This is a genomic window from Bacillus sp. TH13 (assembly GCF_016651175.1).
GTDB lineage: Bacteria > Bacillota > Bacilli > Bacillales > Bacillaceae_G > Bacillus_A > Bacillus_A thuringiensis_S.
In genome coordinates, this window is record NZ_JAEKEJ010000025.1 from 4,456,454 (window position 1) to 4,480,002 (window position 23,549).

Below are 23,549 nucleotides of genomic sequence, written 5' to 3' on the forward strand. Positions count from 1 at the left end.
TAATTATCCGACCTGAAAAATACTTATACTTGCAGATACATTTGTTAAAGAGCCACCATCACTATTTGAGAGAGTGATAGTACCTGCTGAAGAGGTGTTATTTATTAAAGTCAATGTTGAAGGAACAATTGTTACGGTAAAAGCAGCAGTACCTTGATTGATTGTATGGGGTGACCCCGTACCAAAACGTCCACCTGGAATTGGTGTACCATTAAGTGCAAAGGAGTATTGGTTTTCGCGAGAAGCTTGTAATTGAAACTCTGCTACATATGTTCCTAGTGTATTAATTATAATATTTCCAGTACCTGTGATGTGACTAAGGGCAGTTCCTGTTATAGGTCCATTTGTGTTAAAAGTAACACTACTTCCCACTGCGATTGATTGGTTAGTAGTATCAAAAACATATAGATAGTTTGTTAATCCTACACTAGCCGCCCCGGTAGGCCCGGTAGAGCCGGTATGTCCAGTAGAACCAGTAGGTCCAGTGGAACCGGTAGAACCAGTAGGTCCAGTGGAACCGGTAGAACCAGTAGGTCCAGTGGAACCGGTAGAGCCAGTAGGTCCAGTGGAACCGGTAGAACCAGTGGAACCGGTAGAGCCAGTGGGACCAGTAGGCCCGGTAGAGCCAGTGGAGGCAGTAGGGCCGGTAGAGCCAGTAGAACCGGTAGAGCCAGTAGGCCCGGTAGAGCCAGTGGGACCAGTAGAGCCAGTAGCGCCAGTGGAACCGGTAGAACCAGTGGAGCCAGTAGCGCCCGTAGCTCCAGTAGGAGAATGTGGGAGAATAATACGGTTAATATCTAAAAGTGAAAAGTTAATGAACATATCTTTGTTTGGATAATCTATCAAAATCACCTCACTAGCATGTTTAAAGAAATAGTAAAGTAATAATTTTTATAGGTATTTCATTTCTATATTATTAATGCAATTTATTTTGGGAATAATAAATTGCTATCGTGACTGTAGGGGTTAATTTTTAATATAGCCCTTATTTAAAGATAAAGAGCGCTGTTAATGGCGCTCTGAGACAAGTTTCATGTTGAAAAAAGGAATCGAGGATATTATGTGCATACTATTTTAGAATGTTGTAGATTTTTAATTGGAAATAAAAAAATCTTATAAAAATTTGTATTATTAGATAGTCACTATACAATAAAATATGCTTGTTTGATATAAATGTGTGTCAAATTTGCCAAAATATATTTTGGCATGCATAAGAAAATTAAAATGCTTTGTTAGTAAATACTAGCGGCTTCAGTGACAGATGGTAGAAAGAGTTTACGTGGTATTGTAATAATCTCAAGCACTATTTGCGTTGAATATAGGAGTATTTGAGTTGAATCTAAAGCGAGTGTTAAAAGTATTATGAAGCTTGTAAGAATTACAAAGCTACCCCAAAAGAAACTTTTTGAAGTGTTGCGGAAATCTTTTATTAAGGAAAAGAAAGAAAAAAATATGGCAACAATAAGAATGAAAATTTTATACTTATCAGACATTATAACCCTCCCGAAGAACAGTAACTTATATTATACCGTATTTTTCAATATTATTATAAGAAGATTTTAAAGTGAATAATAAGTAAAAATAAAACCATAACCATAACCATAACTTAAAACATTTGTTTTGGTTCTATTATTTGAGTTCTTTGTTTTAGAAGGTATATAATCTAGAGTTGAAAATTCCCCAAAGGAATTACCATTTTTTATTTCTGATCCAACATCAGGTGCTTAATGAAATGGTATGAAAGATTATAGGCTGGTGATACGAGATTAAATAAGAGGAATCTGCGTGCAGCAAGAGTCCCAGCTCAGATTTCTACTAGAGAAAAGTAGTTAGTTGGGGTAGGTAGATTAAAAAAACGGATGGATGTGGAAACTAAATATTCATGACATTAAGGATAAAGGTCGGGAAATATAATTTGGTATTCTGGGAATAACCGGAGGTCCGTAGTTAAAGTTGCATAGAATTTGTATTTTGTTTCTAATTTTTCAATTGTTGTTAAGTGATGAGAACCTAATCCGCGTCGTACACTATGTTGAGAAAGAGTTGGCCCAATTTGTAATTTTCGTTTTTTCATTGCATCGTTCCATGGACTATAAAAAAATTTAAAAATAAAAGCAGGTCCTATGTAAATGCTATAAGGATAATGCGAACCATGTCTCCCGACTCTATAGTTCCCGTGCGAATTATTGTGAATTAATCTACCGTTAAGATATAGTTGATTTGGATTAGGTTGAATTATTATGCCGTGATAACGTTGTTTAACAAGCGGAGAACTATATCTTGGATTAGTGTAGCCATGAGTCGGTTCATCAATCATCATAATCATTCTTATTGAAAACATATTGCCGCCCATAGTGTTAAGTGATTTGAAAAATTGTTCTTTATTATAACAGCATAGGAATTCTGTCGTATTTAATACCATTTTCCATCCTGTAAGTTCTCTTTCAATTTCCATAACTTCTTGATCAACTAAATAAGCATCAAATTCGAGTGATTTTGAGTTTCGTATTTCCCAATTAGGAGCGAATATTTTACAGATTTCAACTGACCGATCAGTGGATCCACGGTTAATAAGAATGCCGTGATCAAATAGCTTTGTATGGTGCATTAACCACCATGGAAGTAAATATTCTTCATTGTAAAAATGAGAAATTAAAGTAGTCTTAATCAAAATCACCTCCGTATTTAACCTGCTTCTTATTTAATATGATATGGAAGGAAACCTATTGTTAGAAGGTTTCCTCTTAAAAGTTTTAAAACATATAGGGTATGTGGATGGATTAGTATATAAAGTAGTCTGATTGATGAAGAGTGGTATTAAAAAGTGCAAAATCTAAAATGAGCATCGAATTAGTGTATAACGATTGAAACGGCACTGAAAACTAATAAAACGGCCATAATGATGTTAAATAATTGGTTATGTTTCACTAATAATTTTTGGAATATTGAACCAAATAAACTCCAACTAAATGTACTCATTAAACCGACTACACCTAAAAATAATGAAAAAAGTATAAAACTTGAATATGAATTGTAGTAAGGGATTATGAAAGTCGATACTACAGTCAGTCCGAATAATATCCCTTTAGGATTAACGAATTGAAGAGAAATCCCCACAGTGAATAAGTTTTTATTATCTTTTTCAACGGGATTCGTACTGCTTTTACTAGTAAGTATTTTAATAGCTAAATATAACATATACGCTACACCTAAAATTTTTAAAGGGAATTCGATTATGGGTAAGATATTAAGTAGTACAACATTAAAGAAACTACATAAAGAAGTGAGGATGAAAAAACCAAAAGCTACTCCGAAGCAAAACTTCATGCTCCTTTTTAATCCGTGTTGATTTGCGTATGTCATCGCTAAAAAATTGTTAGGGCCGGGTGTGAAGCTACTTATAAAAACAAATAATAAAAAAGAAAATATAGGCATTTGAAAACCCCCTAATTATTTGTGTGTGTTATAATGACCGAAAAGAACAATATAACGAGTGCTTTTTATTATACATAACGGTCGTTATATTGTATATAGTGTGGGAGTGTTTTTTATGGAAGAAATTCAACTTATACTGGCGAAAAATTTAAAAACTATACGAGAAAAAGAAAAAATAAGTTTGGAAAAAGTTTCCCAATTAACAGGTGTGAGTAAAACGATGATTGGACAAATTGAAAGAGGAGAATCAAGCCCGACACTAACAACAATATGGAAGATTGCAAATGGTTTGAAAGTTTCTTTTACCTCTTTAATCAACAATCCTCAGCCTGATACGAAAGTGATCTTAAGAAAAGATATTCAAGCATTGTCTGAAGACAATGGAAAATATAAAGTGTATCCTTCTTTTCCTTTTCAAGATGATAGACATTTTGAAATGTATACAGTAGAAATAGAAACAGAAGGGAAATTAAGTTCAGAAGGGCATAAAGAAGGCGCAGAAGAATTTATTACGGTATTTGAAGGTGAATTGACAGTAGAAGTGAATAACTGTCAATATACATTAAATAGTGGAGATTCAATTCGTTTTAAGGCCGATAGATCACACTCTTATCATAATTTAGGGGAATCTTTGACTCGATTAAGCATGACAATTTATTATCCAACTGCATAAGTGTGCATTTATAGTAATAAAAGATAAAACCATCTATAAGAGATGGTTTTTATTTTTTATCACTCACAAAAAAAGACACTCATCTGAGTGTCAACATAGTATTGCTCTCGCGTATAGGATTGGAGTATGTTTCTCAAATACGTATTGAGATGGTTCGTAAAAGAGAAACTATCTTCATATTTAATGTAACATCGGTGGAAGTCAGTGTAAATTGATAATATATATACGGAAAATTTAGTATAGATAGTTTCTACTATAAATATAGTGCAATTTGTTCTTTAATGCACCATCACTTTTATGAAATAATGGGGAGGTTCTTATTATGACAGACTTAGTATTTAATAATGTTTATTAGAAAAAGAATGAATCATTTTTTAATCGATTCGTATAATTGTTAGAGAGGCACCTGTTGAACCACTTCCAACCAAATTAACGATGGATAATACGCCGAATAATTGAAGTGAAATTGTATTACCGGCAATTAAATTAGTAATTAAATTATTGTTATAATTTGAAGTTGATATAGCGGGAGAAAAAATAGAACCAGGAAGTGGAGTAGAAGCGTTTAATAGTAGTCTTGTTCCAGCGAGTAGAGCAGTGGTCGTATTAACTTGATAGGTTAAATAATATCTTCCGGTTACAGGGATTGTAAATATATCGTTTGAGGCGTTAACTGTAAAATTACCGAGGCTTTGGTTATTAGAAAGAGGAATATTAGTTACACCTAATATCACAGAGATGGGACCACCTAATGTATTATTAGCGAACATAGAGTTTGTTGTAACTATTGACCCAGTACTTCCGGTAGGTCCAGTAAGTCTGTATGGAAGAATAATTTCAAGAGCCATTGATACTAGTTCTTCTATTCTTTTTTCATTTTTATCTTGAATTTAAATCACCTCATTTTTAAATTAGAGTGCAATAAGTTTCGTGTTTTTGGAATGGAACTATCATTTTATTATATTAATAGTAGTAGTTAAAGCAACGGTAAAATGTTTAATAAATGTATGAATCATTTGGAAAGAAAAAAGAATAGTTATGAAAGTATTCCTTAATAATAGACTCATACTTATGTAAGTTAATTAAAAATATGTGGAATGAGGTATTAAATTGAAGCGGAATGATAAATTATCAATAAATAAAGGTAAGATAGAACCTGAGAATATTGGTCCTACATTTCCAGCTCTTCCACCAATATATATTCCAACAGGAACAACAGGAACAACAGGAACAACAGGAACAACAGGAACAACAGGAGCAACAGGAGCAACAGGAGCAACAGGAGCAACGGGAGCAACGGGAGCAATAGGAACAACGGGAGCAACAGGAGAAACGGGAGCAACGGGAGCAACAGGAGAAACGGGTGTAACGGGAGCAACGGGAGCAACAGGAGAAACGGGAGCAACAGGTCCTACTGGGGGGATTGGCCCCATAACTACAACTAATTTGTTATATTACACTTTTTCAGATGGAGAGAAACTTATATATACAGATGCAGATGGCATAGCTCAATATGGTACAACGAATATACTATCACCTAGTGAGGTTTCATATATAAATTTGTTTATCAATGGAATTTTGCAACCACAACCACTCTATGAAGTTAGTACTGGTAAACTAACTTTATTGGATAACCAACCACCATCGCAAGGTTCTTCAATTATTTTACAATTTATTATTATTAATTAAAAAAGACAGATTCTTAATGAAAAAAGGAATCTGTCTTTTTTGTTCTGAATTACATTGTTTAACATTAAGTGACGATAAATTCAATTGTAATTGGAATTCCGCCGTCTAATGCATCCCCACCAGGAATTGTAATAGCACCAGTAGGACCAGTAGTAACACTGGAGTTCACGCTTGGTTGAAGAATACCGTTCACATATAAGTTGTAATACGTGAAAGTCGGAAAAGCGGTTGCAGTAGTACCCGCATCGTTTAAACAAGCTGTGGCAGCAATTGCAAAAGCTGCACCTGTACCTGTGCCGGCTCCTAGTGTAGATGTAAATCTTCTAGATGCCATAAATGGTTGAATGATAGGCAATTAATTTTCACTCCTTACAATATTTTATTAGAACGAAGTATAAAATAACTTGTCCACTATATTGTATGAGAGTTTTTTATAATAGAAACGGCTTCACCTTTATAAGGTGAGCCCAATTTTAGTAAAGAAATGTTCTTTATTTATATGAAAAAATGATGTTGTTACTTGGGGAGTATATGTTAATCGTAAATTCGGTTTTTGTATTCAAATTAAAATGTGTCTTTGGACCTAAGAGATAAACGTGGAAAAATAAAATAAACTCTTAAGTTTAGGTATTTAATCTAAGCAGTCAATTATTAAAAACATATAATTAATATGTGAGTCATGAACATAATTAAATTACGTTTTCAAGTTTGATTATAATTCATGTTTCCTATTTTAAGAGAAACATATAACTTAACTACTTTTTTCAATCGCATCTTTTATAGTACTTAGAATAGGAAAACACTCAACTATAAGAAAAGTAAGGAGGAAATAAATGAAACATAATGATTGTTTTGATCATAATAACTGCAATCCGATTGTTTTTTCAGCAGATTGTTGTAAAAATCCACAGTCAGTTCCTATTACTAGAGAACAATTAAGTCAATTAATTACTTTACTAAATTCATTAGTATCAGCTATTTCAGCATTTTTTGCAAATCCAAGTAATGCAAACAGATTAGTGTTACTCGATTTATTTAATCAATTTTTAATTTTCTTAAATTCCTTATTACCTTCTCCAGAAGTTAATTTTTTGAAACAATTAACTCAAAGTATTATAGTTTTATTACAATCTCCAGCACCTAATTTAGGACAATTGTCAACATTATTGCAACAATTTTATAGCGCCCTTGCACAATTCTTCTTCGCTTTAGATCTTATCCCTATATCCTGCAACTCAAATGTTGATTCTGCAACTTTACAACTTCTTTTAATTTATTAATTCAATTAATCAATGCTACTCCAGGGGCGACAGGTCCAACAGGTCCAACAGGTCCAACAGGTCCAGCAGGAACCGGAGCAGGTCCAACGGGAGCAACGGGAGCAACGGGAGCAACAGGAGCAACAGGCCCAACAGGAGCGACAGGTCCAGCAGGTACTGGTGGAGTAACAGGAGCAACAGGCCCAACGGGAGCAACAGGCCCAACGGGAGCAACAGGTTTAACAGGTTTAACAGGAGCAACAGGTTTAACAGGAGCAACAGGTTTAACAGGAGCAACAGGTTTAACAGGAGCGACAGGTCCAACAGGAGCGACAGGTCCAACAGGAGCAACAGGTCCAACAGGTCCAACAGGAGCAACAGGCCCAACAGGAGCAACGGGCTTAACAGGAGCAACTGGTGCGACTGGTGGCGGAGCTATTATTCCGTTTGCTTCCGGTACAACACCATCTGCGTTAGTTAACGCGTTAATAGCTAATACAGGAACTCTTCTTGGATTTGGATTTAGTCAGCCTGGTGTAGCTTTAACTGGTGGAACAAGTATCACATTAGCATTAGGTATAGGTGATTATGCATTTGTAGCACCACGAGCAGGAACTATTACTTCATTAGCAGGTTTCTTTAGTGCAACAGCTGCATTAGCTCCACTATCACCTGTTCAAGTGCAGATACAAATATTAACTGCACCTGCAGCAAGTAATACGTTTACAGTACAAGGCGCACCTCTATTATTAACACCAGCATTTGCCGCAATAGCGATTGGTTCTACAGCATCAGGGATCATAGCTGAAGCTATTCCAGTAGCAGCCGGGGATAAAGTATTATTATACGTTTCATTAACAGCAGCAAGTCCAATAGCTGCAGTTGCTGGATTTGTAAGTGCAGGTATTAATATCGTTTAATTTGTTACAATGTTTAGTAGGAAATTAAACAGGGGTTTGTATATAGTCCTTCCTAATAAATTTAGGAAGGACTATATTTTTTGGGGAAATAAGTAATAAATTAATTGAAAAATTACTCTTTGTTAAGTTCGTATAAAAAAGTATAATGTACCCTTTCTTAATTTAAAGAATAAGTTATGTAATTTAAAAAATTCCTGATCAGCAAAAAAAGATGAATTCTTTAAAGAATTCATCCATAAAATAAACTATTTATTTTTATTGCAGTTACATCCTTTTTTCTTTACATAGCCTTGCTCGGCTAAGTCTCTTTGCGATTGGGAATTGGAAGATTGGGAATTGGAAGATTGAGAGGATGCTGAAGAGCTACTATTTTTATTATAAGAGTAGTTTTTTCGATAGTTATAATTACTCATAGTACTATCACCTCCAATTTAATATATAAATATTATATGTATGTACACTATCAATTGTTACTATTATTAATAGGAAGAGAAGATACAATAAAAAAATCTCCTCGGTATTTTCCTAGGAGATAAATGATTAATGTTTTGAAAATTCACAAATTAATAACCCCAGTACAGAGGAAAGTAATAAGAATCTTGGCGATAGGGATTAGGCTGTTGAGTGAGGGGGTGGGTTGGATAATTTTTCATTTCACGGTTTTGATTGCAGTTTGCCGGAGGACCAATTACAGTAGTTGATTGAATAGGAGAAACCGCTTGTTTCCATTGCTGTTCATTGAGGCAGTAAGTATGGGCCATCATATGAGCCGGAGTTAATCTTAAAATGTCAGAACCGAAAATAACTTCTGGCGCTGGGGCATTGAAAATAGCTAATAAATGAGTATTATCTGCTGTAGCAATTTCATAATGCCACCACGCTTGTGGAATGTTGGCAACTTGCCCCGGTTTTATCGGTAAGTTTAATATTTGATTCGTAAATGGATTAAGTAAAGAAACAACAGCAGACCCTGAAATACAATAAACAAGTTCAGCTGCATTTTGATGAATATGTGGTTCTACAACATTTCCTGTACTTAAATAAATATCTAATAAAGAAGTATTTTCTAAAGTATTTAATTGTTTAATGCCAAGTACATTTATATAATTTTGGGCATCTTTCCGAAAAAAATTACTTTTATTTACATCATAAGTAAAATTAGTTGAGGGGGAGGTATAGTCGATGTTGGCAGTCAATTGTATTACCCGCCTTTCTATAGGTAAGTTAGGTTACAAAATTAGGATATGTGTCTAGTCTTTGTTTTGTGCTGTTGTCGATAGCTTAATAAATTCACTTATTCCATAAAGAATAAGGTATTAAGATTAAACTATATTCGTATTCCCATTCATACTTTGGATTGATGGAAAAAAGTAATGAAAATGTTAACTTAAAATTACATCAATCATTTATAAGGAGTGAATGTTCATGTCATTTAGTGAAATGATTAGAAATGAAGTACTCAGCTGGGCGGGTGTTTCTGAAAAACCGCATCGATTTGGTGGTATTGAAATAAATTATGGTAAGAAAGAACTTGGCCATCTTCATGGTGATAAATTAGCTGATTTACCATTTCCGAAGTTAAAGCGAGATGAATTAGTGAAGCAGGGATTGGTAAAACCACATCACGTATTACCTGAATCAGGATGGATTAGTTATTATATAAAGAGTGAAGAGGATATTCCGTTTGCAATTGAGTTATTTCGTATGCAATATGACCGAATTAAAAAGTAATGAAATATAGTAGGGTAATAAAAATTTATTTTCATGTCACATCCCTCCTTAATCGTTCGTCTTGTATGTAGAACGATAAGGAGGGATTTTATTATGAATACATTTGATATAGCAATTGTTGGCGGTGGGCTTGCTGGATTAACAGCATCTATATATTTAGCGAAAGCTGGAAGGAAAGTAATTGTATTAGAAAAGTCCAGTCAATTCGGTGGCCGAGGGATGACTATAAATAAAAATGGAATCTGCATGAATCTTGGTGCACATGCTTTATATAGAGGCGGGGCAGCGTTTATAACTTTTAATGAGCTCGGTATGAATCTTCCAGGTGGAATACCATCTACAAAAGCACATGGTATATGGAAAGGGGATATATTCACCATCCCAACAGATTTTCGCTCAATTTTATCAACGCCACTACTTTCGTGGTCTGCAAAAGTACAATTCTCACGTCTTATGATTCGTTTAGGAAATTTAGATGTAGGAGAAGTTCCAAAAATGAGTCTAACTACATGGGCAGAAAATGAAATAAAAGATCCAATGGTTCGCAATATATTTTATGCGCTATGCCGGACAACAACATATACGTTTGCTCCTACAATACAATTAGCATCATCTGTACTAAAGCAAATACAGCTTTCTATAAAAGAAGGAGTGCTTTATGTAGATGGTGGTTGGGAAACGATAATAACAAAATTAAGAGATTTAGCGAATGATGTCGGGGTGCAATTTTTGGCTAAAAAGCATGTTTTGGAAATAGAGCATTACGAAGATAAACAAAGAATACATTGTGTTGATGATGAGGTTTTTGAAGTAGATACAGTCATCGTGACGACTCCGCCGAAAGAAGCTTGTAAAATAATAAAAGGTGCAGAAGGAACAAGTTTGCATAGATGGAGTGAACAATCGGTACCGGTTACTGTTGCTGCATTAGATATTGGCTTGAGACAATTACCCAATCCTACACATCAATTTGTATTAGGATTAGATCAACCTATATTTTTCACAAATCAATCAAGAGCAGCTAAGTTAAGTGAAGATGGATCAATTGCAGTGAGTCTAATTAAGTACCATAATCCAGTGCTAGCGATGAATCATATTCATGAAGATAAAGAACAGTTGGAAAGTACGATGGAGTTGTTACATCCAAATTGGAAAAGAGAAATTGTTGCACAGCAATATTTACCGAAAATAATAGTAGTACATGATTTTCCTCATATTGACCGTGTTGAAAAACCGGGCCCAAATATACCTGAAATGCCAGGTGTTTATGTTGCAGGAGATTGGGCAGGGCATGATGAAATATTAGCTGATGCTGCGGTAGTAAGCGGGAAACGTGCAGCGTTACACATTTTAAAGCAACATGAAAGTGAGGCAGTTCATCATGGAAACGGAGCAGTTATATGAAGCGTATCAACCATTATTATTTTCGTTAGCATACAGAATCCTTGGGAGTGTTATGGATGCTGAGGATATCGTTCAGGATGTATTCATCTCGCTAAATAATATAGAAAATCCTCAATCTATAGAAAATATGAAAGCATATTTATGTAAGATGGCGACAAATCGTTCAATTGATAAATTACGATCGGCAGTGCATAAACGTAACGTGTATGTAGGGATGTGGTTACCAGAGCCACTTGTAGAAGAGAGTAATGAGCCATCAAAGTCATTTATAATGAAAGAATCCCTTTCCACCGCATATTTATTACTTTTACAACAACTATCTGAGGTGGAAAGGATTGTTTTCATATTAAGAGAGGTTTTCAGTTATGAATACGAAGAAATAGCTTCAATTGTTGATAAGAGTAGTGTGAACTGCAGGAAGATCTTTCAACGTGCACGAAAAAGCATTTTGGAGAAACCGAAGCAATCAAAATTAAGCAGGGAGAAAATGGCTTCTTATGTTGAAAAGTTTGTATCATCATTACAGTGTGGGGATGCGGAAGGTATGTTAGAAGTATTAAAAACAGATGCTATACTCAAAGCTGATGGTGGTGGTAAAGTTACGACTGCGATTAATCCGATTTATTCTGCGGATCGAATTATACGTTTGTTCTTTGGGATTGCACAACGATTGACAGAAGAGTACACCGTTGATTTCAAAATGGTAAATGGTATACCGGGAGTTATAGTTACAATAAATAATAAAGTAACTTATGTTCTTTCGTTTGCATTTGAGGATGAGAAAATTTCAAATCTTTATATGATGGTTAATCCTGAAAAACTTATGCATTTAAATGTAAAAATATAAAAAAGCGCATTTCTTCAGAAATGCGTTTTTTATTATTTTTCTAACATTTCAAGAGGTACATCTTTTTCGCCAGCTACCTCAAATTTAATTTCCCCGTCTTCTTCATAAATACGTGTAATAATCGGTATAGTAATCATTAATTTTTTATGCTGCTTTCGTTTTCGAGCAGCATCTAAGCTAATCACGTTCATTTGTAAGCATCCTTTCTTCTGGAAATATATAAACAAAGAAAATGCGTCCGAAAAGGGCGCTTAATTGAATTTGAAATACCGATTCATTTAAATGGGGTTTATATAATTTAATAACTGCAATTTTAATATGAAATAATATGAATGGAATAATTGCACGTAGAAATTAACTTTACCAAAAAACGAAACAATATGCTATAAAAAATTATAAATCTTTGTCATATAACAGGAAAAAGGTTTTTGTTTCGCATATAATAAAAAGTAGACGGGCAGCAAGAGCTTTTTCATCATATTGCTTGGAAAGGCGATGAAAAGAATGGATACAGTAGATTCATTATTATTGCAACTTGAACAATATGGAGAAGAGCATGATCGAAATAAAAAAACAAGGGAAGAAAAATTACGGAATGTTTCTCGTGAGATGGGGCAATTTTTATCAATTTTAGTAAAAGGGTGTAATGCAAAAAACATCTTAGAAATTGGAACTTCTAATGGTTATTCTACATTGTGGCTAGCTAATGCGGTAGAAGAAACAAATGGAAATGTAACGACTGTAGAGCTTTCTTCAGAACGAGTTGGAGAGGCACTTGTCAATTTTGAAAAGGCAAACCTGTTACAAAGAATCGATATTCATAATCAAGAAGCCGGGGCATTTTTAGATTCGCAATTAGATCATTCATTTGATTTTATTTTCCTAGATTCAGAGCGTACGCAATACATGTGGTGGTTTGAGCATATAAAACGTATGTTACAACCAAAAGGTTTTCTTGTTGTTGATAATGCAACTTCTCATGCGAGTGAATTAGGTGAGTTTATAAAAATGATTGAAGAAGATGATACGTTTGAAACGTTGTTATTAGCGTTTCAAAAGGGAGCATTTGTAGCTCGCAAAAATAAATAAAAGTGAGCGTAATAGAATTATCACATTGAAAACGGGTGAATGTCAAAAGATTGAGTGTAGCACGATTGAAAGAACGTAAATTATTTAGGAAATATATGAAGAATCCGCCTTCAGCATGTAGTTCTCTAGGTCTTAAGTCTGAGGAAAATTATGTTGATTACAGGTATACTTATAGTAAGAAACAGGGAATGACTGCATTAACAGACATTTCTAAAAAAATCGATTTCAAGCAGTCAGAATGTATATGAAATACGATATAATTGATGAAATATAGTGCATATAAATTCGCACATATAAATAAAGGAGCGATTTTGTTGACTGAACTCGAGAAAAAAGAACCTGTATCCATTGTGAAAGATAATAATGTAGAAGTAGTAGTTGATACAGTTATAAAAGATGAAGAATTAGAGGAACTAAATAAAGAAGCTGATCTTTATGTACAAAAGTTAAATAGCGAGCAAAATACTGATTTATCAAAAGTATTGTCTCAGCTAGGAGATTTAGGGGATAAAGAGCAACAAGCAGCAGGACAAACGTTATCAGCTTTAAAACGCCCTGTAACAGCGATGATGAATGGGAAAAATGAAGAAATTCCAAATACATTATTAGAATTACGAAAAGTGGTATCAGAGCTTGATCCCAATTCACTTAAAGCAAGTGGTATGAAGAAAATAATGTTTAAAGTATTCAAGAAAAATCCACTTGAAACATACGTGCATAAATACCAATCTATAGATAAACAAATCGAGGAAATTATTAGATCCCTCCTAATTGGTCGTGATAACTTACAAGAGGATACAGTTGGTCTTGAAATGTTAAAAGAACAATCGCACGATAAAATTCATGCTCTTGATAAACAAGTATACTTAGGGAAAAAGCTTGCTGGCATGCTTGAAGCTGAAAAACAAAACCCAGAGCGTCAAAGGGATATTCCGTTAATTAACGATGCATTAGAAAAGATACTTGTACGTACACGTAATATGCAGCAAGCGAAAAGTGTATTATTACAATCTATAGCTTCTGTAGACATCATTAAGAAAAATAATGAAAAATTAACAGAGGCAATACGTAATGCCATTACGATGACGCAAAACGTTGTAACAGTTTCAGCTGCTATTCAGCTAGCATTAACGAATCAACGTAAAACAATTGATGCCGTAAATGCGACGAATGAAGCAATTGAATCGATGGTGTTAAGTAATTCTCAAGCGTTAAAACAAAATACAGAAGAAACGACGAAATTGCTTGAGAATCCTGCTATTAGCATGGATAAATTACGTGAATCATTCCAAAATGTGTTCGCTGCAATTGAGGCATCTGAAAAATCGTCAGAACGTATTATTGAGTCAAGTAAGAAGTTTGTTATTGAACTAGACACATTTAATGATGAGATGAAGCAGAAACTCATTCAGCGTCCAAGGAAATAACGGATTATTAGAGGAGGTGAACAAATGAGTTTCATTCAAACAGTGCTATTACTACTCGGTACATTGCTTTTAATAGCATTTACTGTTGTTGTTTTAGTCGTATATTTCGGACGGAAACTGTATTTTTCATGGACGAAGCCATATAAAAAAGCGCAAGATTCTTTAGATAAGTTATCAAATAAATCAATACCGTTTCTACAAGAATTTACACAACACCCACTGTTTTATCGCTGGATTCGCACCGAAGGGAAGAAAGAACAAAATACATTAAATACTCTATTTTGTACATCTGGTCAACGTACGAGAGAACAAGTCTTCTCGATGTTACCGAAAGAAAAGCAGAAAAAAGTGCATGTAATGGCAAAAACAACGAAAAAGCTTACGAATGAAGATATTGATGTGGCTGCGATGAAAGTGAAAGATTTCTTAAGACAAGAAACGCAGCAAACAGTAAAACCGACAGACTTATCATTTTATAAATTGTATTTTTATGACCGTTATCCAGACGCATTAAATACAATTCAAGCGTATAAACGCTCAATAAATCCTTCATTACAAAGAACGGTTGATGATATTACAATTTCAGTATTAAATGCACTTCCGTACTATCAAGAGCAACGCATGTTTGAACAACAACATAAACTTGAAACGTTCTTAATGAAAGATTTAACGGCCATGTTATCGTTGGTAGTACAATTACCACCTTCACAAAGACCAGAGAAGGAAGAAGAATTGAAAATCTACTTGGAAAATTTCAAAAAAGAAATGGAAGTAGTAGAGCGAGATATTCGCGACTCAATTGATCACGATTTAAATGTGAAGATGAGAGCAGCGACTGAGAAGTTTAAGAATAAATAACAAAAAGCGCCTTAAAAGCTAAGTATCACAGCTTTAAGGCGCTTTTTGTTATGAGATTTTATTTTGCTCTAACGGTAGTATGAATAGAAGCCACACTTTCATTATGCAATCGATCAACTGCAGTTACGACATACGTATACATTTCTCCAGAAATAACGGTTTTATCTACATAAATTTCTCCAAGTTTTGTTTTTCTTACAGTAGTAAGTAAATTTTTAGGATTTTGTATATCCACTTCATTTTGCCCATTCGCGCGGTAAATAGCGTAATAAGCAGAATCATTATCTCTATTATCAATGATACCGATTGCAATACCTTCATTTCTTGGAATGGCACCTTTTAATGTCGGTTGTTTTGGTGGATCATGATCAATCCAAGGCATAGGCGGGATTAATGCAGGATGTATATATATGTCTTTTGAGAGTCTATCTTTAACTCCAAGTGGATTGTTATTAATATCTTTTAAGCTAAAATGCATACTACCTTTTATTTCAGGATATAGCCGGTTTAATGTAATTTGTCTTGGATATTCTTCTGGATCAGACCAAGCAGGGACGGAGTTATTATTAATTTTATAGGCCGCTTGACCGATGTATAGGTGAATCGGTTTGTTATTTGTTTCTTTAACCCACCAATCTACTAATATGTCATATGCAGCTGGGGTGAAACCTATATTCCAATATATTTGCGGTGTAATGTAGTCAATATATCCTTTTTGTATCCACTCACGTGTGTCAGCATAAAGGTCATCATAGTTTCTTTGGCCTGCGGTTGTGTTAGAACCAGTCGGATCGTCAGCTATATTTCGCCATACACCGAACGGACTAATGCCAAACTTTACGTATGATTTTTCTTGTTTTATAGCAGTATTTAAATCTTTTACAAGTTCATTTACATTGTTACGTCGCCAATCTTCTATATTTGTAAATTTACCGTTATTATATGTTTCGTATGTTTTCTGATCTGGAAATTCTTCACCGGCTACTTTATATGGGTAAAAATAATCATCCATATGCAGCGCATCAATATCGTAATTTTGTACGATTTCTAAAGCACCTTCTGTTATAAATTTTTTCACTTCTGGAATACCGGGATTGTAATATAACTTTCCGCCATAAGGTACAACCCAATTGGGGTGTTGCCTTGCAGGGTGATTATTTGATAATCGATTTATATCAGTGTGATTCATCGTTATTCGGTATGGATTAATCCATGCGTGGAATTCTATATTTCTTTTGTGTGCTTCTTCAATCATAAATGCAAGTGGATCGTATCCGGGGTCTTTTCCTTGTGTACCCGTAATGTATTCAGACCAAGGACCGTAATTTGAGGGATAGAAAGCATCAGCTGTTGGTTTAATTTGTACAACAACTGCATTCATACCAGTGCTTTTTACATCGTCTAATAATCTTATAAATTCTTGTTTCTGCTTTTCAATAGGTAAGCCAGTTTTTGTGGGCCAATCAATATTCAGAACTGATGCGATCCATACAGCACGTAATTCATGTTTTTTGTACGTAGTATTTACTTTAGCATAAGTAGAGTGAGGGGAAATGAAAGAGAAAGGGATGAACAAGATGACGATACAACATATCATTAATAAACGTTTAACGATCATTTATACGCCTCCCTATCATATGATTATTTAAAATAATATCTGAGGTGAGGTTGGCCTTGCAATAGAGAAAATTACACATTGAAACATTAATTTAATAGGAAAAATATTTTTAATGAAATTTACTTTCATTATAACTAAATTCATTTACTACTTCATATGCTTGTTAGTAAAGTGAAACTTCCTTTCATTTGAAGGGTAATAAATTATAAGTATAGGAGGATTAATAAATGAAAGTTTTGTTTGTCTGTTCTGGAGGAATGTCCAGTGCAATTGTTGTAAACGCTTTAAAAAAAGAAGCGGAGAAAAATGGTTTGAACATGGAAGTGCATGCAATTGGAACGAATGAGGTAGAGGAAGAAGTAAAGAATGGCTGGGATGTCGTAATGGTGGCACCTCAAATAAGACACCGATTTGACTCTGTAAAAAAATTTGCAGAGGAGGAATTTATTCCGTGTGGCATCATTCCACCGCAAGCATACACGCCGCTTGGAGGCCCGACTTTATTAAAAACTGTAAATGAATTAATCAGTTAGGGGGAAGCGTTATGAATAAGTTTGTCACGTTTCTTGATAAAAACTTATCTGGCCCGATGGCAAGGCTTTCTGAGCAGAGGCATCTACAAGCAATCCGTGATGGAGTTATTTCGGCGTTACCATTTATTATAGTAGGAAGCTTCTTTTTAATAGTAGCATTTCCACCACTGCCGAAAGATAGTTTCATATCAGTTTGGGCATTAAAGAATCAAACAAGTATATTGATACCATATCGTTTAACCATGTTTATTATGTCCTTATATATCGCATTTGGAATAGGATATAATTTAGCGAAAAGTTATAAATTAGATGCTTTATCAGGAGCACAGCTCGCGGTATGTTCACTACTTTTAACATTAACGCCTGAGTTAATTGATAAAAAAGGATTCATGCTTCCAATGACAAACCTCGGAGGTCATGGATTATTTGTGACGATGATTGTCTCTATTTTATCAGTTGAGATTTTAAGATTTTGTAAGAAGAATAACGTAACGATAAAAATGCCAGAACAAGTACCACCGTCAGTATCACGTTCATTTGAAGCACTTATACCTGCAGCATTCGTTATTATTATTATGAGTCTTATCACAGTCGTTTTTAAAGTTGATTTACATTACGTTGTAGATAAACTAGCCGCACCGTTAGTAAAAGCTGGTGATAGTTACTTTGGCGTTATTATACCTGTATTTTTAATTACGTTTTTCTGGTCTTTCGGGATACACGGAGTATCAGTTGTAGGTACTGTGGCAAGGCCGCTTTGGGATGTGTATTTAGGAAAGAACGGTGAAGCTGTAGCAAGTGGAGCGAGTCATTTTCCGTTTATTGCACCAGAACCGTTTTATCAATGGTTTATTTGGATTGGTGGTTCGGGCGCAACATTAGGGCTTGTGTTAGCTATGATCGTATTTGGTCGATCAAAATATTCGAAAGCATTATCGAGAACGTGTATTGTTCCGGGGGTTTTTAATATAAATGAACCGGTTATATTCGGTTTGCCGATTGTATTAAATCCAATTTTAATTATTCCTTTCGTCATTACACCGTTAGTAACAGCTACTATAGCTTATGCTGCAACAGCGATGGGGTTTGTAACACCAACGCATATTATGCCGCCATGGACATTACCTGCTCCAATTGGTGCTTATTTAGCAACAGGTGGAGATTGGCGTGCGATTGTATTAGTTTTTATAAATATAGCAATATCGTTCCTTATTTATCTACCATTCTTTAAAATGTACGACAAAAATATGCTTGAAATTGAAAAGAATGGTGACGGGGAATCTGTTAATCCTTAATCTGCATGCTGTTATTTTGAGTGATAGACTTTTTGTCTATCACTTCTTTCACATTAAAACAAGAAAGGGGGAAATAGAATGAATATAAAATTTAGTTATAAAGGTGTATTTTTATTATTATTTGGAGTGATTTGTGCAAATTTACTTTTTGTCCCTTTATTAGGTATGCTAAATCTATCACAAATGCATAGTATCTGGCTCGTTACAAGCATTGCGGCAAGCATTTTGCTTACGGTAGTTGTTTCTTTCATTGATGGGTCGTTTGCATCGAAAGCTCAGTTGTTTTTTAGATTTATATTGTTTTCGATTGGTTGTACGTCAGTTACTTACATGATTGTCTTTTAGTAAATAGGAGGTCATGCACGTTATGTATATTGCAGGGGTAATGTCTGGTACTTCATTAGATGGAATAGATGTAGCGCTCGTTCATATAGAAGGAAGTGGTGTAGATTCTAAAATCGAACTCATCCATTTTACTACTGTTCCATTTTGTAATGATATGAAAAATGAGATCCAACAAGCGTTATCAATTGAAACTTCGAATGTCCAACTTATATGTAGTTTAAATTTTAAACTTGGTTTATGCTTCGCCAATGCTGTAAAGGAAGTTTGTAAAGAGGCCAATTTTCCTTTGAGACAATTAGATTTAATAGGCTCTCACGGACAAACGATTTATCATCAGCCAAAGCAAGAAGGGAATATTATTTTTTCAACATTGCAAATTGGGGAACCAGCAGTAATAGCATATGAAACGAACACGACAGTTATCTCGAATTTCCGAACGATGGACATGGCGGCAGGGGGACAAGGTGCACCACTTGTACCATATTCAGAGATTATTTTATATCGGCATCAAACTAAAAATAGACTACTACAAAATATTGGCGGGATTGGTAATGTTACAGTGGTTCCAAGTAAACGAAGTAATGAGAGTGTTATTGCTTTTGATACTGGACCAGGGAATATGATAATTGATGAAGTATGTCAAAGGTTATTTCAGTTGTCATATGATCAAAATGGTAAGATTGCAAAACAGGGAGTAGTTGTAGATGAAATTTTGACTTATTGTATGAACCATCCATTTTTGAACGTGAAACCACCAAAATCAACAGGTAGAGAACAGTTTGGAGAAGCGTTTGTGACTGAATTATTGAATCGATTTGAAAAGCATAGTAGAGAAAATATATTGGCAACTGTCACGATGTTTACAGCAAGTTCAATTGTTCATCATTATCAGGAATTTATTTTTCCGTATTATGAAATCGATGAAGTAATTTTAGGCGGGGGCGGAAGTTATAATCGTACACTTGTTGAAATGATACGATTTGGATTAAAGGAAGAAAAATGCAAAATATTTACTCAAGAAGATTTAGGCTATTCCTCAGCGGCGAAAGAAGCGATCGCCTTTGCGATTTTAGCAAACGAAACGTATCATCGTAATCCGAGTAATGTGCCGAGCGCAACAGGTGCAAAGCAATCTGTAGTTTTAGGGAATATAACATTCCCTCCAATTTGAAGAGAATGAGGCGAATATATGAAGTATATGATTGGAGTAGATGGCGGGGGAACGAAGACAGAAGCAATTGCATTTGATAAAGACGGTAACGAATTTGCAAGAGCTACAAGTGGATTTGGAAATATATTAATAGATTTTGAAGAAGCTCTTGTGCATATTATGGAAGCGATTGATCAATGCCAGAAAGGGTTATTAAAGGGGGATTGCGTTTGTATTTGTTTAGGATTAGCGGGTGTAAGTGGAGCAAATACAAATGAATTAACATTACGTCTAAAAAAGAAGTATGGAACACCAATTGAAGTATTCAATGACGCAATGATCGCACATGCAGCTACTTTAAAAGGGAAGGACGGAATTTTAACAATTGGTGGTACAGGTGCGATTTGTCTTGGAAAGAAAGGGAAAGTGTACGAGTATAGTGGTGGATGGGGACATATTTTAGGTGATGAAGGAAGTGGATATTGGATTGCATTACAATCTTTAAAGAAAATGGCAATTCAATTTGATCAAGGAATCAGTCTTTGTCCATTGAGTTTGAATATTCAAAGGCAGTTTCAACTTTTGACACCGTCTCATATAAAAAGCTTAGTATATACTTCTTCTAAAGATAAAATTGCAGCAATCGCGCCATTAGTTATTCAGGAAGCGAGAAATGGAAATGATGATGCACATGAAATTATAATGCAAGCTGGAAAGGAATTAGGAAGGATTACAGTAAATGTTTATAACAAGTTAAACTTTAAGCACTCAACGCCAATTGCAGTAAGTGGCAGTATATTGCGTTTAGTTCCTGAAATATTTGCTGTATTTAAGAAATGCTGTGAAGAAAGTATGAAAGAAATTATATTTGTATCACAAGCAGAAATGGCAGTGAAAGGAACATATTATTTAATGAGGGATATATATTTTTAAAAATAGCGTATGAGAATTTTTGTATGATTTGTAAAAATATGATGTTAAAATGTATAAAGGGATGTATGTTAAAACGTACAATATACGTAGTAATTGAATATTGTATATGTAATCCCATGTAGAAAGTGAATGATTACATGATTAATAGTATGCAGTTTTTATATTTGGTGGCTTCTTATTTAATTGGAAACATCTTGACCGCTTATATAGTAACAAAATTGAGACATAACGTTGATATTAGGGGTGAAGGAAGCGGAAATCCTGGTGCAAGAAATATGGGGCGCGTATATGGAAAAGGGTATTTCATCGCTACATTTTTAGGTGATGCGATTAAAGGGGCAATCGTTGTTACTGTTGCAAAATATCTTTTTGAAGATCCTACATTCGTAATGTTAACATTATTGGCCGTTATTATTGGACATATTTACCCAGTTTTATTTAAAGGTAAGGGCGGTAAAGGTATTTCAACATTTATTGGAGGATTAATCGCATTTGATTATTTGATAGCGCTTACCCTCATAGGCATTTTTATTGTATTTTATTTAATATTTAAAGGATTTACGAAGCCAGGACTAATTACGATTGCTTGTTTACCAATTTGTATGATTCTTTATTCTTATTCTATTGTTACGACTATTTTAAGTGGAATGATTATTGTACTTATTCTATATGTAAATCGAGAATAAAATGAATGTTTAATAAGTGGGGATAATCTCCACTTATCATTTTTTATTAAATAGATAAAGGAGGTAAGGCATGGGGTTAATTTATAAAGTTGCTGATCAAGATTGGGAATTTGAAAGTATACATAAATTAAATTATAAAACTTTTGTGGAAGAGATTCCACAACATGAAGAAACGAAAGACCAGTTTCGTATAGATAGGTTTCATGAAGAAAATACATATTTAATTTGTTTAGATGAGGATAGATTAGTAGGTATGGTCGCGGTGCGGGAAAACGACCATTCTCGTTAGATTATAAAATTTCAAATTTAGATGTTTATTTGCAAGAGCATGGAGAAAAAGTGTATGAAATTCGTTTACTTTCAGTAGAACGTGAATATAGGAATGGAAGAGCGTTGTTAGGATTAATCCGTTTTCTACATCGTTATTTGCTTCTAAATGGATATGAATTAGCACTCATTTCTGCAACAACACGTGAACTAGCTTTATATGAGCAAATGGGATTCAAAGGTTTCCATACGTTAGTTGGTACAGAAGTAGCAGCCTTCCAGCCAATGTATGTTACCCCTGCTATGTTTGAAGAATCAAGTGTTGGAAGTATTATGACGAAAGAATACACATTTTTACCTGGTCCAGTAGACATTGAAGAGAACGTTCGAAAGGCATTTTGTACTAAGCCTATTTCGCATCGCTCTAAGTCATTTCAAGTGACAATGGACAATGTGAAAAAACGGTTACTTCACATGACAAAAGCAAAACATGTACAACTTATGTTAGGAACAGGGACGTTAGCCAATGATGCGATTGCTTTACAGTTACGTTCTTTAAAAGGGAAAGGACTAGTATTAACAAATGGAGAATTTGGAAATAGATTAGTTGGGCATGCAAAACGAGCACAGTTACATTTTGATACGTATAAAAAGGAAATGAGAGAGCCGTTTATTTATACAGAATTAGAAGAAATAATGACAACTGGAAATTATGAATGGCTTTGGTTTGTTCATCATGAAACATCTACTGGAATGTTAAACGATTTAAACGAGCTAAATACTCTTTGTAACGAGAATCAAATGAAACTATGTGTAGATTGCATAAGCTCAATTGGAGCAATACCAATAGACTTGAAGGATGTGTATTTTGCAAGTGGTGTTAGCGGTAAAGCGATTAAATCATATACAGGAATTTCTTTCGTTTTTCATAACCACATTGTAAAAATAAACGAGGCTGTGCCGGCCTATATGGACATTGGCATGTATGAAGAAAATGAAAGCATTCCATACTCACAATCATGGAATTTAATTTATGCATTGCAAGAAGCGTTGAAGAGATTTGAAGATGAAAAGGCATTTGTAAAAATTAAAGAGACATACGATTATGTTGAAGAAGTTATTACTGATATGGGTTTAAAGCTTGTTTCACCTAAAGAACATGCCGGGCCAATTATACTTACTATTGTATTGAGCGAAGATCATTCTTCTAAAGTAGTAGGCGATGCATTAGCATTACAAGGATACATCGTTCATTATGAGTCATCTTATTTACAAAAGAATAATTGGATCCAAATTGCATGTTTAAATGATTATAAAGAACGTGATATGAAGAGGATGTTGAATTGTTTGCAAATGTGTTTATTTCAGAGTGGGGTACAAATATAAAGAC

General features: G+C 34.4%; 23 protein-coding genes and 2 pseudogenes. 16 read left to right on the plus strand and 9 right to left on the minus strand.

The features are described from left to right. Positions 1-3: 3 nt before the first annotated feature. From JFU02_RS32865 to JFU02_RS31365, 4 genes are all read right to left on the minus strand, one after another. A complete protein-coding gene (locus JFU02_RS32865; RefSeq protein WP_481748756.1) occupies positions 4-846 on the minus strand; it encodes a collagen-like protein in 843 nt (280 codons plus the stop codon). 386 nt (positions 847-1,232) lie between these two features. Next, a complete protein-coding gene (locus JFU02_RS31355; protein WP_001281128.1) occupies positions 1,233-1,493 on the minus strand; it encodes a hypothetical protein in 261 nt (86 codons plus the stop codon). A 395-nt stretch (positions 1,494-1,888) separates the two neighbouring features. Then, a complete protein-coding gene (locus tag JFU02_RS31360) occupies positions 1,889-2,671 on the minus strand; it encodes a glycosyltransferase family 2 protein (RefSeq protein WP_000598278.1) in 783 nt (260 codons plus the stop codon). Between the two features lie 179 nt (positions 2,672-2,850). After that, positions 2,851-3,435, minus strand: a complete 585-nt coding sequence (locus JFU02_RS31365) for a LysE family transporter (RefSeq protein ID WP_001121283.1) — start codon at positions 3,433-3,435, stop codon at positions 2,851-2,853. Between the two features lie 58 nt (positions 3,436-3,493). Here JFU02_RS31365 and JFU02_RS31370 point away from each other — a divergent pair, with 58 nt between their 5' ends. After that, positions 3,494-4,108: a helix-turn-helix domain-containing protein gene (locus tag JFU02_RS31370; protein WP_116365417.1), complete on the plus strand. Its 615-nt coding sequence runs from the start codon at positions 3,494-3,496 to the stop codon at positions 4,106-4,108. A 374-nt stretch (positions 4,109-4,482) separates the two neighbouring features. On the opposite strand, the gene JFU02_RS31375 is transcribed toward JFU02_RS31370, so the two are convergent. Continuing rightward, positions 4,483-4,998 carry a BclA C-terminal domain-containing protein gene (locus JFU02_RS31375; protein ID WP_042972465.1) on the minus strand — a complete coding sequence of 172 codons (516 nt, stop codon included), beginning with the start codon at positions 4,996-4,998 and terminating at the stop codon, positions 4,483-4,485. Between the two features lie 220 nt (positions 4,999-5,218). Here JFU02_RS31375 and JFU02_RS31380 point away from each other — a divergent pair, with 220 nt between their 5' ends. Then, entirely contained in the window at positions 5,219-5,797 is a 579-nt protein-coding gene (locus tag JFU02_RS31380; protein ID WP_201072115.1) for a DUF4183 domain-containing protein, read from the plus strand. A 64-nt stretch (positions 5,798-5,861) separates the two neighbouring features. On the opposite strand, the gene JFU02_RS31385 is transcribed toward JFU02_RS31380, so the two are convergent. Beyond that, positions 5,862-6,152, minus strand: coding sequence for a DUF4183 domain-containing protein (locus tag JFU02_RS31385; protein WP_001121647.1), 291 nt, complete (start codon positions 6,150-6,152; stop codon positions 5,862-5,864). Positions 6,153-6,630: 478 nt separating this feature from the next. Here JFU02_RS31385 and JFU02_RS31390 point away from each other — a divergent pair. Beyond that, positions 6,631-7,976 (plus strand): annotated as a pseudogene (locus JFU02_RS31390) (exosporium glycoprotein BclB-related protein). A 563-nt stretch (positions 7,977-8,539) separates the two neighbouring features. Here JFU02_RS31390 and JFU02_RS31395 read toward each other — a convergent pair. Beyond that, the gene (locus JFU02_RS31395) at positions 8,540-9,172 is read right to left on the minus strand and encodes a cupin domain-containing protein (protein WP_000126319.1); all 633 of its coding nucleotides are present in this window, start codon (positions 9,170-9,172) and stop codon (positions 8,540-8,542) included. A 229-nt stretch (positions 9,173-9,401) separates the two neighbouring features. Here JFU02_RS31395 and JFU02_RS31400 point away from each other — a divergent pair, with 229 nt between their 5' ends. The 3 genes from JFU02_RS31400 (at position 9,402) to JFU02_RS31410 (ending at position 11,958) form a co-directional block, all read left to right on the plus strand. Next, the gene (locus JFU02_RS31400; protein WP_000010317.1) at positions 9,402-9,707 is read left to right on the plus strand and encodes a luciferase domain-containing protein; all 306 of its coding nucleotides are present in this window, start codon (positions 9,402-9,404) and stop codon (positions 9,705-9,707) included. Positions 9,708-9,800: 93 nt separating this feature from the next. Continuing rightward, the gene (locus tag JFU02_RS31405; RefSeq protein ID WP_001091193.1) at positions 9,801-11,111 is read left to right on the plus strand and encodes a phytoene desaturase family protein; all 1,311 of its coding nucleotides are present in this window, start codon (positions 9,801-9,803) and stop codon (positions 11,109-11,111) included. Then, a complete protein-coding gene (locus JFU02_RS31410; RefSeq protein WP_201072117.1) occupies positions 11,089-11,958 on the plus strand; it encodes a sigma-70 family RNA polymerase sigma factor in 870 nt (289 codons plus the stop codon). The genes JFU02_RS31405 and JFU02_RS31410 overlap by 23 nt, the downstream gene beginning before the upstream one ends. A 32-nt stretch (positions 11,959-11,990) precedes the next feature. Here JFU02_RS31410 and JFU02_RS31415 read toward each other — a convergent pair whose 3' ends face one another. Then, positions 11,991-12,149, minus strand: a complete 159-nt coding sequence (locus JFU02_RS31415; RefSeq protein WP_001100984.1) for a hypothetical protein — start codon at positions 12,147-12,149, stop codon at positions 11,991-11,993. A 304-nt stretch (positions 12,150-12,453) separates the two neighbouring features. On the opposite strand from JFU02_RS31415, the gene JFU02_RS31420 reads away from it, so the two are divergent. The 3 genes from JFU02_RS31420 (at position 12,454) to JFU02_RS31430 (ending at position 15,332) form a co-directional block, all read left to right on the plus strand. Beyond that, a complete protein-coding gene (locus JFU02_RS31420; RefSeq protein ID WP_042973306.1) occupies positions 12,454-13,047 on the plus strand; it encodes an O-methyltransferase in 594 nt (197 codons plus the stop codon). Positions 13,048-13,361: 314 nt separating this feature from the next. Next, complete coding sequence (locus JFU02_RS31425) at positions 13,362-14,474, plus strand: toxic anion resistance protein (protein WP_000137407.1); 1,113 nt, start codon at positions 13,362-13,364, stop codon at positions 14,472-14,474. Between the two features lie 24 nt (positions 14,475-14,498). Next, positions 14,499-15,332: a DUF3974 domain-containing protein gene (locus JFU02_RS31430; protein ID WP_000008363.1), complete on the plus strand. Its 834-nt coding sequence runs from the start codon at positions 14,499-14,501 to the stop codon at positions 15,330-15,332. A 58-nt stretch (positions 15,333-15,390) separates the two neighbouring features. Here the strand turns inward: JFU02_RS31430 and JFU02_RS31435 are convergent, their stop codons facing one another. Further along, positions 15,391-16,950 (minus strand): glycoside hydrolase family 10-like protein, encoded by a 1,560-nt coding sequence (locus JFU02_RS31435; protein WP_061665832.1) that lies wholly within the window; start codon positions 16,948-16,950, stop codon positions 15,391-15,393. A 227-nt stretch (positions 16,951-17,177) separates the two neighbouring features. Here JFU02_RS31435 and JFU02_RS31440 point away from each other — a divergent pair, with 227 nt between their 5' ends. The 7 genes and pseudogenes from JFU02_RS31440 to JFU02_RS31470 all read left to right on the plus strand — a co-directional run bounded on the left by JFU02_RS31440 (position 17,178) and on the right by JFU02_RS31470 (position 23,545). Continuing rightward, positions 17,178-17,483, plus strand: coding sequence for a PTS sugar transporter subunit IIB (locus JFU02_RS31440; RefSeq protein ID WP_201072119.1), 306 nt, complete (start codon positions 17,178-17,180; stop codon positions 17,481-17,483). 11 nt (positions 17,484-17,494) lie between these two features. Further along, the gene (locus JFU02_RS31445) at positions 17,495-18,778 is read left to right on the plus strand and encodes a PTS sugar transporter subunit IIC (RefSeq protein WP_086406711.1); all 1,284 of its coding nucleotides are present in this window, start codon (positions 17,495-17,497) and stop codon (positions 18,776-18,778) included. Positions 18,779-18,856: 78 nt separating this feature from the next. Further along, a complete protein-coding gene (locus JFU02_RS31450) occupies positions 18,857-19,123 on the plus strand; it encodes a hypothetical protein (RefSeq protein WP_001021961.1) in 267 nt (88 codons plus the stop codon). A gap of 22 nt (positions 19,124-19,145) precedes the next feature. Continuing rightward, positions 19,146-20,294: an anhydro-N-acetylmuramic acid kinase AnmK gene (gene anmK, locus JFU02_RS31455; protein WP_000274961.1), complete on the plus strand. Its 1,149-nt coding sequence runs from the start codon at positions 19,146-19,148 to the stop codon at positions 20,292-20,294. 18 nt (positions 20,295-20,312) lie between these two features. Then, positions 20,313-21,206: a BadF/BadG/BcrA/BcrD ATPase family protein gene (locus JFU02_RS31460; RefSeq protein WP_086406713.1), complete on the plus strand. Its 894-nt coding sequence runs from the start codon at positions 20,313-20,315 to the stop codon at positions 21,204-21,206. Positions 21,207-21,343: 137 nt separating this feature from the next. Then, complete coding sequence (gene plsY, locus JFU02_RS31465) at positions 21,344-21,892, plus strand: glycerol-3-phosphate 1-O-acyltransferase PlsY (protein WP_000610879.1); 549 nt, start codon at positions 21,344-21,346, stop codon at positions 21,890-21,892. Between the two features lie 70 nt (positions 21,893-21,962). Further along, positions 21,963-23,545 (plus strand): annotated as a pseudogene (locus JFU02_RS31470) (aminotransferase class V-fold PLP-dependent enzyme). Positions 23,546-23,549 lie beyond the last annotated feature (4 nt).